12 protein-coding genes are annotated in these 13,843 nt (G+C 63.6%); all 12 read right to left on the bottom strand.

What is annotated here, in order from left to right:
- Positions 1 to 62 precede the first annotated feature (62 nt).
- Positions 63 to 812, bottom strand: a complete 750-nt coding sequence (locus R1T44_RS09265) for a class II aldolase/adducin family protein (protein ID WP_197738731.1) — start codon at positions 810 to 812, stop codon at positions 63 to 65.
- A gap of 140 nt (positions 813 to 952) precedes the next feature.
- Positions 953 to 1,909, bottom strand: coding sequence for an NAD(P)-dependent oxidoreductase (locus tag R1T44_RS09260; protein WP_153635634.1), 957 nt, complete (start codon positions 1,907 to 1,909; stop codon positions 953 to 955).
- 302 nt (positions 1,910 to 2,211) lie between these two features.
- Positions 2,212 to 3,084, bottom strand: coding sequence for a DMT family transporter (locus R1T44_RS09255; protein WP_197738730.1), 873 nt, complete (start codon positions 3,082 to 3,084; stop codon positions 2,212 to 2,214).
- 434 nt (positions 3,085 to 3,518) lie between these two features.
- Positions 3,519 to 4,625, bottom strand: a complete 1,107-nt coding sequence (locus tag R1T44_RS09250; protein WP_317291911.1) for an NADH:flavin oxidoreductase/NADH oxidase — start codon at positions 4,623 to 4,625, stop codon at positions 3,519 to 3,521.
- Between the two features lie 195 nt (positions 4,626 to 4,820).
- The gene (bla, locus tag R1T44_RS09245; RefSeq protein ID WP_317291910.1) at positions 4,821 to 5,816 is read right to left on the bottom strand and encodes a class A beta-lactamase; all 996 of its coding nucleotides are present in this window, start codon (positions 5,814 to 5,816) and stop codon (positions 4,821 to 4,823) included.
- Positions 5,817 to 5,982: 166 nt separating this feature from the next.
- Complete coding sequence (locus R1T44_RS09240) at positions 5,983 to 6,264, bottom strand: amphi-Trp domain-containing protein (protein ID WP_054555998.1); 282 nt, start codon at positions 6,262 to 6,264, stop codon at positions 5,983 to 5,985.
- A 20-nt stretch (positions 6,265 to 6,284) separates the two neighbouring features.
- Positions 6,285 to 7,577 (bottom strand): metallophosphoesterase, encoded by a 1,293-nt coding sequence (locus R1T44_RS09235; RefSeq protein WP_054555997.1) that lies wholly within the window; start codon positions 7,575 to 7,577, stop codon positions 6,285 to 6,287.
- Positions 7,578 to 7,850: 273 nt separating this feature from the next.
- A complete protein-coding gene (locus R1T44_RS09230) occupies positions 7,851 to 8,591 on the bottom strand; it encodes a histidine phosphatase family protein (RefSeq protein WP_317291909.1) in 741 nt (246 codons plus the stop codon).
- A 126-nt stretch (positions 8,592 to 8,717) separates the two neighbouring features.
- Positions 8,718 to 9,710, bottom strand: a complete 993-nt coding sequence (locus tag R1T44_RS09225; RefSeq protein ID WP_052384349.1) for an NUDIX domain-containing protein — start codon at positions 9,708 to 9,710, stop codon at positions 8,718 to 8,720.
- A gap of 2 nt (positions 9,711 to 9,712) precedes the next feature.
- Positions 9,713 to 10,906: an HprK-related kinase B gene (locus tag R1T44_RS09220; RefSeq protein WP_317291908.1), complete on the bottom strand. Its 1,194-nt coding sequence runs from the start codon at positions 10,904 to 10,906 to the stop codon at positions 9,713 to 9,715.
- Positions 10,903 to 11,805: a GAK system ATP-grasp enzyme gene (locus tag R1T44_RS09215; protein ID WP_317291907.1), complete on the bottom strand. Its 903-nt coding sequence runs from the start codon at positions 11,803 to 11,805 to the stop codon at positions 10,903 to 10,905. The genes R1T44_RS09220 and R1T44_RS09215 overlap by 4 nt, the downstream gene beginning before the upstream one ends.
- Entirely contained in the window at positions 11,798 to 13,723 is a 1,926-nt protein-coding gene (locus R1T44_RS09210; RefSeq protein WP_317291906.1) for a phosphotransferase, read from the bottom strand. The genes R1T44_RS09215 and R1T44_RS09210 overlap by 8 nt, the downstream gene beginning before the upstream one ends.
- Positions 13,724 to 13,843 lie beyond the last annotated feature (120 nt).

The following is a 13,843-nucleotide window of genomic DNA, read 5'->3' as shown; positions in this document are numbered from 1 at the left end:
TCCCGCGCATCAGGCACTCGATGGCCTCTCGAACGAAGATGCCTTCAACAGCGCGCCTGCTATTAACAACGATAATCACAGCCAAGGCTCTCCAGCAGTCGCAGATGAGACTCCCACTCCAGCGCCAGATCTCCCTCCTCGTGGATGGCCATGTCGTACTGACCGACCACATGCTCACAGATCTCGGGCGAGAGGCGGCGCACCGGCTGGCCCATGGACAGAGTCGCGACCTGGATCTCGCAGCTGCGCTCGAGATAGAACATGTTGTTGAACATCTCGGCGGCAGAGGCGCCGGTGGTCAGCAGGCCATGATTGCGCAGGATCAGTGCCGGATTGTCGCCAAGGCTTGCCACAATGCGCTCGCGCTCATCCAGATCCAGCGCGATACCCTCATAATCGTGGTAGGAGACGCGGCCATGGAACTGCAGGGCGATCTGATTCAGTGGCAAGAGCCCTTCTTCCAGGCTCGACACCGCCACACCGGCGCGGGTATGGGTATGCATGATCCAGCTGGCTGAGTGACTTGCCGCATGAATCGCCGAGTGAATGGTGAAACCGGCCGGATTGACCCGCGCGGCACTGTCATCGACCTTCTGGCCGTTGACGTCGATCTTGACCAACGAGGACGCCGTGATTTCCTCCCAGCGCCAGCCGTAGGGATTGATCAGAAAATGCCCTTCCTCATCCGGTACCCGCGCCGTGATGTGGGTGTAGATCAGGTCGGTCATGCGATAGTGCGCTGCCAACCGATAGCAGGCCGCCAGGTCCAGGCGTGCTTGCCACTCCGCGTCACTCATGGTCGATGCCGGCATGTTGCTGTCTCCTGTGGTCACAATGTCGCTGTCTGGGGTCGAGAAAGGCTCGGCTGAGCCTTGAGAAGCATTGAAGCGTCCACCTTCGGTGTTCAAGCGACGCGGGCCTCAATCGCTGAGGGTTTTAAGCGCTGCGGCCCTCAATAGCCGCGCTGGCGATCCACGCCCAGCATGAGCGGCAGGCCATCGCGCAACTCACGCGCCGTGGCCACCACCTGTTCGGCCACCACCTCGGGGAGCGAGTCACTGGCCACATGCGGCGTGATGCGCAGGCGCGCGTCCTGCCACCAGCGGTGAGTGGGCGCCAGCGGCTCCTCGCGGAAGACATCCAGCGTCGCGCCTGCCAGTTGTCCGGCGTCGAGCGCGGCTTCAAGGTCCGCTTCCACCAGGTGCTCGCCGCGGCCGATCTGCACCAGCCAGGCGCCACGGCGCAGCCGGGCGAACAAGGCAGCGTTCAGCACGTTCTCGGTCACCGGGGTCAGCGGCAGGATATTGATCAGATAATCGGCGCCGTCGGCCGCCGCCATGACGGCAGCGTCACCGGTCAGGTAACGCACGCCCGGCACCGGCGCGGCCGGTTCGCTGCGACAGGCGACCGTCACCGAGAACCCCAGGGTCGACAGCGAACTGACCACGGCGCGCCCCATGCTGCCGTGGCCCAGCACGGCCACCTGTGCCTTCTCTGGCGCACGCATTGCCAACGGCTGCCATTCGCCACGCGTGGCATTGTCGGCCATGACGGCAAACTCGCGCTCGCGATGCAGTACCTCGTGAGCGGCGAATCCGGCCATCAGATACGCCTGATGCGGATCGCGCACCCGTGCGACCTGAACCTCGGCCGAGAGCCCCGGATGACTCATCAGGGCATCCACCCCCGCCGCGATCGACATGGCAAGCCGAAGATTCGGGTACGGCGCGAAGGCATCCTCCCCCGGCTGCCAGCAGATGGCGAACCGCACCTCGCTCGGGTCCTCGATCTCATGCGGATGACGCAGCACGACATCGTCGCCCAGCTGGCGCAGTGCTTCACCGTAGACGCTGTCCAGGTCCAGGGACTCACTCAGATAGACACCCAGAATCGGGGCTTGGCTTGGCATTGGCTCTCCTTGTGACACGACTGGCAGCGAGTGGGTTGCCATGGATTTCTCCTCACTATTACACACTCGTATAACTACTGCCAACCGTCACGTGCTCCCCTGCTCCCTCATCGCCTTGCCAATGCCTTGATCGATGGGGTTTTTCCGTCACCGCACTGTTCTGGATGAAACATGCGCGCCACAACGACAAAAGGAGAGGCGCAAGCGCCTCTCCTTTTTCATGTGTTACCTGGTCAATGGTGCAAGCTGGCGTCAGCGGTGATGACAGCCTGACGCTGCCAACCTGATGGCAGCGAAGGAATTCACAACGAGGCCACCTTCGCCACTGGCGGGCGCTGCTTGCCCTGGGTGACGATGTAGATACCGCTTGCGACCACGATGGCGGCGCCCAGCAAGGTCATGGCATCGAGGCTTTCCCCCAGCACCATGACCCCGAGCGCCAAGGCAAACAGGACGCGGGTATAGCGAAATGGCGTGACCACCGAGACCTCGCCCTTGCGCATGGCAATCGTCAAGGCGTTGTAGGCGATGACCCCGAGTATCACGGCACCCACGATCAGCCAGGTCGCCTCGGGCGCATACGCAAGCGGAGTCTGCTGGTAGAGAGCGATCAGCCCCCCCGCCGGAATCAGGGCGAGAAAGCCATAGATGCCGAGCTGGACGTTGGACAACGACGCCGGCGCGCCGCGCGTCGCCAGGTCTCGTCCGGCGAAGCCGATCGTGCTGATCACCGCAAACAGTGAGGACATGTTGAAGCTGTCGAGACCGGGACGCACGATCAGCAGCACGCCAATGAAGCCGACACCGATTGCCAGCCAGCGCTTGCGGCTGACGCGCTCCCCGAAGAACAGTGCCGCCCCGGCCACCACGACCAGCGGCGTCGCCTGCAGGATGGTGGAGGCGGTGGAAAGCGGCATCAGGGTGATGGCGAGGGCGAAGCTGCTGCGGGCGATGATTTCACAGATGACACGCACCAGAATCGGACGCGAGAAGATCGCCGCAGGCATGAGGGACTCGCCGCGCAGGCAGGTCAACAGCATGAAGACCAGCATGCCGCCGAGACCGAACAGCATTAGGGTGATACCGGTCGAGGTATGCCCCGCCGCCAACTTGAACAACAGATCCTCCACCGCGAATGCTGCCATCGCGATGACCATGAAAATACTGCTACGCATATTGTCCACTCACGCCACCTTGATCTTTCAAGTCACATTCACCAGAGGGTCTGGCGGCCAGGATCAAGCGCGTATCGCGCTGCAACATCACCCCAAGGCAGGCAGCGGGTCCGCTTGATCATCGGTGGCATCGTCCTGCCACCACGCCATCAAGTCTTGCACCCTGTGCTTGAGGTGAAACAGGCGCGATTGCCGCAAAGACGCGTTTCAGAAACCCTCAGGATGGCGCAAGGTCACGCTATCCGGCACTCGAGTGATGCGCTGGCAGCGCTCTTGTTAGACGAAAGATATGGCGTCAGGCGCTCGGCGCGCTCGAATCAGAACGTCACGGAAAGCCCGAACTTCAAGTCAGTCCTCGCACAGCAAGACGCCCGCGATCAGCGAGCAGGAGCTCGTGAACGCGGGCGTCAGTCCTCAATATCTCTTCACACGGCTCAGTCCTGCTGATTCTCCAGCAGCGACTTCAGGCCATGCGGCTGGCAACGCAGGTACTGGGGCGCGGCCTTGACGGTGTCACCCAGCGCAGCGGCCGCGTGCCACGGCCAGCGCGGGTCGTAGAGAATGCCACGCGCCAGCGCGATGGCATCGGCACGCTCGTTCGCCAGCAGGTCTTCGGCCTGCTGCGGCTCGGTGATCAGGCCAACGGCAATCACCGGCATCTTCACCTGCGCCTTCAGGGCCTCGGCGTGCGGCACCTGATAGTTGGACGCTACCGGAATCTCCTGCTGCACGCTGAGCCCGCCACTGGAGACATGCAGATAGTGGCAGCCACGGCGGTCCAGCGCCTTGGCAAGTTCAATGCTCTGCTCGAGGTCCCAGCCGCCCTCGACCCAGTCCGTCGCGCTGATCCGGATGCCCAGCATCACGTGCTGCGGGATCGCGGCCCGCACGGCGTCAAAGACCTCAAGCGTCAGACGCATGCGATTCTCGAGCGAGCCACCGTAGTCATCGTCGCGCTGATTGCTCAACGGCGACAGGAACTCGTGCAGCAGATAACCATGCGCCGCATGCAGCTCGATGCCGTCCAGGCCAATCTCGACGGCGCGCTGTGCCGCCGCCACGAAGTCCGCGATGGTGCGGCGGATCTGCTCGCCACTCATCGCCTCGGGGAGCGGCCCGCCTTCGCTGAAGGGAATCGCGCTGGGGGCAAGTACCTGCCAGCCATTGTCGTTGCCGGGCGCGATGGCAGCACCGCCATCCCAGGGCTTCTGGCAGGATGCCTTGCGTCCCGCATGACCGATCTGCACCGCCAGCGGCATCGGCGAATAGCGGCGGATACGCTCGACGACTCCCTGCATGGCTTGCTGGCATGCCTCATCGTAGAGTCCGACATCGCCATGGGTGATGCGCCCTTCCGGGGCGACGGCGCTGGCCTCGAAGATCAGAAGCCCAGCCCCTGACTGGGCGAGATTGCCAAGATGCTGATCATGCCAGGCCTGCATCTGGCCCTCCTCGGCGGAGTACTGACACATGGGCGCGATGATGATGCGATTGTCCAGCGTGAGCGGGCCGAGGGTGAGCGGTGAAAACAGTGTGGACATGGAGTTCCTCTGGATGCAGACAGGGCGGATTCGGAAGGCGCAGGCGCGAACATGACGAGAAGGTCCGTGCTGCCAATGCCGATGCAGTACAAGCACAATGCGGGCACCGGACAGGCGCCACAAGCGCAGGTTGGCCGTGATGACGGCAACGCTGAGTTGCCCATGTTTCACGCACGCCCTGCCAGCGCCTCACCATCAGCGACTCGCCTCGCCCTCCAGCACTTCCTTGACCAGCAGACGCCCGACATCGGCAATCGCGGCATTGCGTGCCGCCAGATCGGCCTCGCTTTCGGTCAGATAGACCGCCACGATCAACGGGGCACGCAACGGCGGCCACAGGATGGCAACGTCATTGTTGGTGCCATATCCCCCGCCGCCGGTCTTGTCCGCGATCTGCCAGTCATCGGGCAAGGCCGCCCGCAGTTTGTCATCGCCGGTGGTGTTGGCCAGCATCCAGCCCTGCAGGGCCAGGCGCGATGGCTCGCTCAGCGCATCCCCCACCAGCAGTCGCTGCAGGGTGGCCGCCATCGCGTGCGGCGTGGTGGTATCGCGCGGGTCACCGGGAGTGGCCTCATTGAGCGCCGTTTCACGTCTGTCCAGCCGCGTGCTGCCATCGTTCAGGCGCCGCAGATAGGCCGTCAGTGCGGCAGGTCCGCCCAGGGCGTCGAGAATCAGGTTGCCCGCGGTATTGTCGCTTGTCGTGATGGTGGCATGGCACAACGCTTCAAGCGTGAGGCCCCCATCCTGAGTGTGGTGCTCGGTGATGGGGGAATAGGTCACGAGATCCGCCGGGCGAATCTCCACCTTGCGTGACAACGATTCCTGACCTTCGTCTACCCGTGAGAGCAGATGACCACAGGCCAGCACCTTGAAGGTGCTGCTCATGGGGAAGCGCTCATCCCCCCGCCAGCTGAAACGGGTGCCATCGGCGGTATCCAGAACGGTGACACCGATTCGCGCGCCGACCTCTGATTCGATGGCCTGAATGGCCGACCCCGAGAGCGGCTTGTCAGCGGCCAACGCATCGTCTGCGGCCTGAGCGCCCAGCGGCAGACAGGCAAGAGCGGCGGCCGCCAGCCACTGCTGCCAGCGCCTTGTGGGCCTGGCGGCAGGCTTTGCCGCGAGGCTGGCGGAGTGCAAGCGAAACGAGGGGTGATCAGCACCGCACAGGCGCTGAGGAGTTGAAGGCATCAATGACATGTCCTGATCATGGGGAGCGGCCGTCTCGCAAGACACGACCCAATATGCAGCATGCTACATGTACCATAGCCGCTTAAGCGCGGACATGCCGGCCATCTCACTACGGGCCGCGGACTGGCAGAGACTTGATCTGGGTCAATGCCAGCGCACGATGCCCTCACTCATCGAGAACCTTGAGCGTCTTGTTGCGCTTGGCGCCGGGCTTGGCATGCCATGACAGGCGAATATCGAGGCGATGATGATCATCCTCTCGCCGCGCCGTGACCTTGAGGGTCATCAGGCCGCGCGGTGCCAGCCGTATCTCGCCGTCCTCATCGCGAAATGACAGCAGCCCCTTGCCCAGCCCCTTGATGATGGCCTTGAGAATGTCCTGAACGCCATCGATGGATTGCAATGATTCATGTCGGAACAGCGACTTGTCCTGCTTGTCGTCTTTCACCAGCCTCTCCTGTACGTGTTTCAGGGCGCGTAGACCTTGACCTCGGGATGGTCATTGCTGATGCCGACGATGCGTCCACAGGCTTCTATCAGCGTCGCCCCCATGCCCACGCCATCCAGCCCTTCCTTGCGGCGTGAATTGCGATCCAGGGTGACGTCGCCCTCGATATGCAGAAGCCCGTGGCGCCAGCCCAGCTGCTGGCCCGCCTGATGATTGACGTGACCATGCATCACGGCACGAATGCCGACCTTGTGCAGGCGCTTGACGCCCGCGGCGCTCAGCACCATGTCGCTCTTGCGATATTTGGTGCGCAGTACATTGGCCAGCTCACCGTAATAGAAGGTGAACGGGTCTTCGCGCAGGATGCGCCGGAATTCCTGATTGACCTGCGAGACCTTCTGGCGGCCGAGTCGTCTGGCGAAGGCATCATCCACGCCTGCATGGACATGCAGGAAGGCGCCACTGCGATAGGCAAGGCGCATCTCGTCGAAGAACCAGGCAAAGCGCCCGCCGGGCTTGAGAAACAGCTCGTGGGCCTTGAGCGCGGCGGCATAGGTCTGGCGCAACGAGAGACCATGTTTCTCACAGGCATGCTCGAAGCCATCGGCCTTGGCGCTCAGGCGAGTGATCTCCTTCTCCAGCGCTTCCCCCTTGAGCACATGGCCTGCCGATTTGCGAAACTGCTCCGCCCAGTCCGGCCCCGGGTACAGGCGCCGACGGCATTCACTTCGCGAGGGAATGCTCTTCATCGCCCGCGGTCTGTCCGCGAGATAGTGATCGAAGACTTCCTTGAGCAGCGCCAGCCCCTTGGCGCCCATGCGCACGAACAGATGATCGGTCCGCGCCGAATCATCATGACTCAGCCGCATCAGCGCCAGCATCAGCCGCATGTCATGATTGCCCGCCAGCAACTTGAGACGTGCCCCACTGCGCATCAAGGTGCGCAGGGCTTCCAGCAGTTCCAGATTGCTGGGGCCCTTGTCGAGGCAGTCACCGCCGATGACGAAGACACTGCGCTTGCCCCGCGCCGTCAACACCAGGTTGTCCCGCGAGGTCAGGCGCACACCGCCACTGGCCACCAGAGACGCGATGAAGGCTTCCGCGTCGGCATGCGCATCGGAGATGAAGATGACATCGCGGCGTGGCCAGTCCTTGCTGCCCAGCTTGCGAGCGGCGCGGGACACCTTGTCACCGGCGCGCAGGTGCTGATGTGTCTCGGGCCACTGAGCCGCGTGACTGGGCAGCGCCTTCAGATAACGCGTCGGGCCTCGGTAACGCGGTACGGCGTCGCTCATGGGGGGACTGAGGGTCATTGGGCTATCTCCTTGTGGCATCTGCTTGCCTCGTTGAACTCACCGGCTTGTGGCAAGCAAGCGCCTTGCCGCTCCTTGGGGACCATCCGGGGGAATGTGGAATGAGGTCACGAGCACAGGGCGACAAGCCTATGACCGTTTGATCACAGAAAGATGACAGACTCGCATCACGCTGGTGCGCTGGCCTGCTTCTCTGCTGTAAATCACTCCGCCCACCCCCTGCTCTCCAGCACTCCGCCCATTCTCTGCACTTCAGTACCGCTGGCCGCCAACTCAGTCCTGCGCGGGCTCGTGACGCTGGCGCACCTTCCACTCGCCAGCCACATGCCGCCATGACCCTGACGGGGTTTCCTCGATGACCACCGGCCGCGCATGGTGCATGCTCAGCCCGGCAATCTGGTCGAAGTCCAGCACGCCCAGCAGATGCGCCGCATGGCGCAGCGCCGCGCCATGGCCGACGACCAGCGTCAGCGAGGCGCCCGATGTGGGGGTTGATGAGGGAGCCGAGGCCGAAGCTGATGAGGAAGCCGGTAGCGAAGCAATGAAGTCGGCCACCCGCTGACCGGCCTGCATCAGGGATTCAGCCCCCGGCAGCGGCAGGCGAAAGTGGCTGTTGGATTTCCAGTCGGCCGGCAGGAAATCCACGCGCGGGTCATGACGCACTGCTTCGGCGATCTGTGCCGTGGTCAGATTGGCGGCGCTGCCCAGACTGCGCTCCCACAGGGAATCATGTTCCATGAGCGAGAACTCACGCTCTGTCCTGTCACCCATGACCTCGTTCATCACCTGCGCCGTCTGCCAGGCACGCAACAGGCTGGAGGCATGTACCGTGCTGGCCGGTTGCCAGCCATGTGCCTGACACAGCGTCAGCACTTCCTCGGCTCCCTCACGCGCCTGACGCTCACCGCGACGGGTCAAGGGAAACGGCTGCAGCGCGCTCGGGGTATCAATCTGCTGGTGATAGTCGGCATGACGAATCAATGCCACACGTCGGATTGTCGGTTCATCAGTCATCGGCCGTCGCTCTTCCCGTCTTCACTCGGTATGGATTCATGCTGGCGGTCCTCGCCATGCGTCGCCTCGTACGGTGCAAGTGGCGGTAGTGGCGCTAATGGAGCTAATGGCGCCAGTCTCCCGCGCTCACGTCGCCTGGCGCGACTGCTCAAGCCTTGCCAGCAGCGCCATGGCGGCGTGCCCCATCTCGTGGTTCTTCAACAGGCTCGGCACGACCTCCGCCGCCACCCAGCGCCGACTGCGATGCGGTTCCTCCCGCTCGCTCTCTTCCTGCTCATGCACGACTCTCACGGCGTGCAGACTAGCGGCGACAGGAGCGCCCCACTTCTCGTAACTGAATTCCAGCGCTGCGTGGTCCAGCGCCTCCGCCTCAATGCCCGCTTCCTCGCGGGCTTCCTTGAGCGCGGACTCAAGCGGACTCATGCCCGGCTCGACGATCCCCTTGGGCAGGCTCCAGTGACGATTGGAGGAAGAGCCGATCAGCAGCACCTCCCACTGGGCATCTTCGCCTTCCCCCTGCAGACGACAGGGCAGGACGGCCGATTGACGGTAGTAATAGGCGGGGCGTTCGCGGCGCTCCTCACCGGCCGGGAATGGCCAGGGGAAGCCATCCGGCAAGGCACGCACGCGCTGGATCAGCTCCAGGCTCATCTGACCGGAGCGCAGGTCTTCCCAGCGCCCCTCGAAGGTCAGCTTGACCACCGCCGCCGTCGGCAGCAGCTTGGTCTCCTTGGGCGGACGCGGCCGCTTGCCGGTCAGCCAGACCAGCGCATCTTCCAATGCCGGATTATGGCCGATGATCATCAGTCGCTGCACGCTGTCCGGGCAGGCGCGCACCGTCTTGAGCAGCGGCGCCTCGTCCTCGCAGTAAAGCGCAGGCTTGAGCTCGATCATGTCAACGCCGAGGCCCATCGACTTCACGCACTTTTCCGCCGTGGCGCGCGCGCGAAGGGCCGGCGAGCTCAGGATGGCATCCGGTACCAGCGCCTCCTGGGCAAGCCAGGCTCCCATGCGCTGGGCACCGCGCTTGCCGCGCTCCTTGAGGGGTCGATGGAAGTCGTCAGCTGCCACTGACCAGTCCGACTTTCCGTGGCGCATCAACAGCAGTTCACGACGCATGTTCAAGCCTCCAGCAAGGGGGTCAGGTGGTTCTCGACCAGCGCGGCGAAGTCCACGCGCCCGGTCACCTCAAGCACGCGGGTCCCCGCCAGGCGCTCCAGATACGGCGCGGGATCAAGGCTTGCGCCATTGGGCACGAAACGGCCATCCCGCTGCTGGTGGAAGGGCCCCGGAGTCTTAATCACCGCGCGTATCAGCGCTTCGCTGCGGCTGACCTCGACCTCGCGCACCTCGAGTGGCGCCTCGCTGCCACGCGTCCAGTTGAGTATCACCATGGCCGCAAGCTCGCCGCTGGCGCGGATACGCCCGGGGCCGTAGACGTCCTCGATGATCAAGTCGTGCTTCTCTTCGAGATCCCACAGCGCTTCTTGCGGCATCGCTTCATAGCCTGCGATACGCGCGGGGTCCAGCAGCGGGCGCAGACGCGGATTGTTGAGCATGGTGCCGGGATTGATGCGTGGCAACTTGGCGACGCCGCGGGCACGCAGCGTTCCCTCCCGCCCCGGCCGGTCCAGGAACAGCCGGTCATTGCTGATGAAGTCGAACTCAGGATTGTCGAGCGCCTTCACCATGGTGGTGGACTTGCCACCGCCCGAGAAGGCGGCGATGGCCACCGCGCGATCGCCCTTCGACAGCGCCGAGGCGTGACAGATCAAGCCGTCATTCTGCTGCAGATGCGACATGTGCAGATTGAGCAGGAAGTTGATCACCTGGCTCTCATTGTCTTCACAGGGCCCGAACGCCAGGTTGTGGTCGTTGCTGCGCAGAAAGGCCATGCCCGTGCGCACCTTGTGAATCAGGCGCCCGTCGGCCAGGTCGATGATGGCGTCCTTGCGGCGTGTCTTGCCGGGCTCCGGCATCCAATCGACGAAGGCCTCGGGCACGATGCCGAGTCTCGCTGCCGCTGGCGTGTCCTTGAGGGCCGGCGCCTCGAACACATGCACGAGCCTGGCTCCCCCCGGCACAGTGTCGAGCGCCACGATGCGCGCGCAATGGCGGAAATATGTCGCCAGACGTTGCAGCAGCCGAGGCATGTCCGTCATCACGCACAGGCGAAAGTCATCCACCTCGAACAGCAGCGCCTCGCTCAGGCACTGGCGCGACGGCGTCAGCGCCGTGAAGCAGGCGGCGGCCGTCCACTCTGCAAAGGGCAGCGTGGCAAGGCTGGCCGGGCTGTCACAGGTCGTCGCGCTCATGCCAGACACTCCATCACGTGATCGAGATAGGCGGTGGCCGCATCGACACCGGCACCTTCCAGCGCGCCGCGGAAGCCGCCGAAGGCCGAGACTTCGAAGATGATCGGGCCATCGTCGGTCAGCGCGACATCGACGGTGGTGAAGTCGAGCTTGAACGGCGCCTGGGCACGCTGCGCCAGCGCGATCAGCTCCTCGGAGGGCTCGAAGGGCGCGTACTTGCCACCGGCGTGGATGGTGGTATTCCAGGCATCGCCCCCACTGACGCGGGCGTAGCTGCACAGATAACGGCCCCCGACGAAGACCATGCCGTAATCCTGCCCCGGCAGGTCGAGGCGCTGCTGCAGATACATCATCGGGTGCTCGGCGGCGAACTCACGCACGGCAGCTTCCAGCGCGGCATCATCGCCGGTGTCCTCGATGATGCACATGCCCCGCGCCTTGGTGGAGAAAAGCGGCTTGAAGACGGCGGCCTTGAAGCGCTTGACGGCTTCGCAGGCCGCCGTCACGTCTTCGGTGACCAGCGTGGCCGGCATCGGGATGTCGGCATTGGCCAGCGTGACGGTGCAGCTCAGGCGGTCGATCAGGCGAATCATGCTCTCCGCGCTGCTGAAGACGCGCACGCCCCTGGCTTCGGCGACACGCAACAGCTCCAGGCGGTCCAGGCTGCCCGGGGAATATTCCGCGCTGATCTTCTTGACGATCAGGGCATCCAGCTCGGTCAGGTCATGACGCACCCCGGCAGAGTCACGGAATTCGAGGCAGTTGCGGGTCAGGTCCAGCGAGACGGCCGCCATGTCGATCACGAGACGAAAGCCCGTCCGTGCTTCGATGGCATCCGCCAGCACTTCGGTCGACCACTTGCCGGGAATACCCACGACGCCAATCTTGAAATCAGTCAACGAACAACTCCTCCAGGGGAATACGGTAATCGGCCGGCCGTTCAGGGTCGGCGCCAAGCACATGCTCGAGTATAAAGCGTGCGCGGTTGAACATGCGCCCTGCCAGCCCGGCATCGAGGATGAAACGTGTCGAGGTGGCAAAGGAGCGCGCCAGGCCAAGTGCCAGACGCCATTCAAAGGTGGTATCGCCCTGCTCATGGGCAAAGCGACGCATCTGCTGACCGAAACTCAGGGCCAGCGCCAGAATACGGGCCCGCAGCGCCGCATCCGTCAATTGAAGACGGTAATGGGACACCATGTGCACGGACACGTCCTGCACATAGTCCTGATAGGCCGAGCGGTGAAGATCGATGAAGCGGATGCTCTGCTTCGCCGGATCGAAGAGGATGTTGTCGACATTGAAGTCGCCGTGGATATAGACGGCGAAGGGAGCCTCGAGCGAACGTTCCAGACCTGCGGCCTGCTCGATCAACGCTTCCAGCGAGGGCATCTCGCGCCCACACAGCGAGGCACCGCAGTGGCGAAATTCCGGATGGATCTGATAGACATCACTCAGCCGCTTGAGCAGCTGGCGCATGTGCCCTGCAGTGACCGGCTTGTCGCGGCGGGTGGTGGTCCACACCGAGTGTAGCGTCTCGACCAGCGCTTGCTGGGCGGTACGATTGAGACGTGACGATTCATTGATCAACAGATGCTCGAGGGTCATGCCCGGCAGGTGCTCGATCAAGAGTGCCGCGCTGTCGCCCTGCTGATGGTGCGAGAGGATGCGGGGGGCGATGCCGGGATAGATGTCGTGCCAGCGCTCGACGCCCTGACGCTCCTCCTCGACCTTGCGCCCCAGGCCATCCTTGAAGATGGCCAGATACTCCGGCGAGGTCAGCGGCAGATCACCGGCTGACTTGCGGTCCCTGGATTTGCGGTCCCTGGATTTGCTGCCCTTTGACTCGCTCGCATCAGTCTTGCGGTCCTTTGACTTGCTGCCCTTTTGCTTGCTGCCCTTTTGCTTGCTGCCCTTTTGCTTGCTGCCCTTTTGCTTGCTGCCCTTTTGCTTGCTGCCCCCTGACTCGCCAGCCTTGCTGCCCTGTTGTTTGTCGTTGGCCGGCTTGCCCTTGTCATTGCCCTTGTCACTGACCTTCTCAACAGCCCTCTCACTGGGCTTCTCGCTGGCTATCCCCGAGATCCGGCTGCCGGAGCGTGTCTCGGCCAAAGTGTCGACGCGCATCTCGCCCGCCGTCTGACTGCCATCACCGAGTTCATTGACCAGGTGCGTCAGCGAGGCATAGCGCTCGAAGTTGAGTGACTGACCGAGGGTTGCCGAGATGACCGCCTCACCCAACTGCCCCAGCACCTCGCCCATCTGGCTGATTTCACGGGCCACGAACAGCAGATGTGTCAGGTCTTCGGCGGGAGCGCGCTTCTTCTTGAGCTGGCCGGTGAGTGCCCGGATGCGGCCTTCACTGTCCCGCTTCAGCTTCTCGCGACTGCGCGCGAGCTTCAGGGCCAGGGACAGGGAGCCGTTCTCCAGCGACATCTCGCTGCGCAGAATGCCGCGACGCACACGGCGCAGCGACTTGACCAGCACGACATCATCGACCAGCTGGACATCATCGACGCGAATCAGCTGCTCCAGACAACTGCGCGCCAGCTCACTGAGCCGTGCCAGACCACTGGCGACCTCGACCAGGCTCTGCTGGAAGCGGGCCCGCGCGTGCGAGCGCTTGTGGTTTCGGGCTTCAGGGCATGCCTGTTCGATACGCTGGCAGAGATTCTCGGCGTACCCCTGGCGCTCCAGCAGCTTGCGCGCCATGGCCGCCGTCGGCGCGGACACGAAGGCCTGCAGCCAGCCATATTGGCTATCCACTTCCGAACACAGAAATCGAAGGTTGTCGCGCGTGCTTTCAGGCCAGGCCTGATCCATGCCATCTCTCCATCCACTCGGAAATCATCCCAATGCCATAGTATTCCACGCAAAGATGACAATCCGCGACACGCGCTGGAGGAATCGGCTGTCTTGTCGGTGGTCGGCCGGGCTGGAAAG

The sequence above is a fragment of the Cobetia amphilecti genome (assembly GCF_032923285.1).
Classification (GTDB): Bacteria; Pseudomonadota; Gammaproteobacteria; order Pseudomonadales; family Halomonadaceae; genus Cobetia; species Cobetia amphilecti.
The sequence above is the reverse complement of the archived record's forward strand: the minus strand, read 5'-3'. Positions and strand labels throughout refer to the sequence as shown.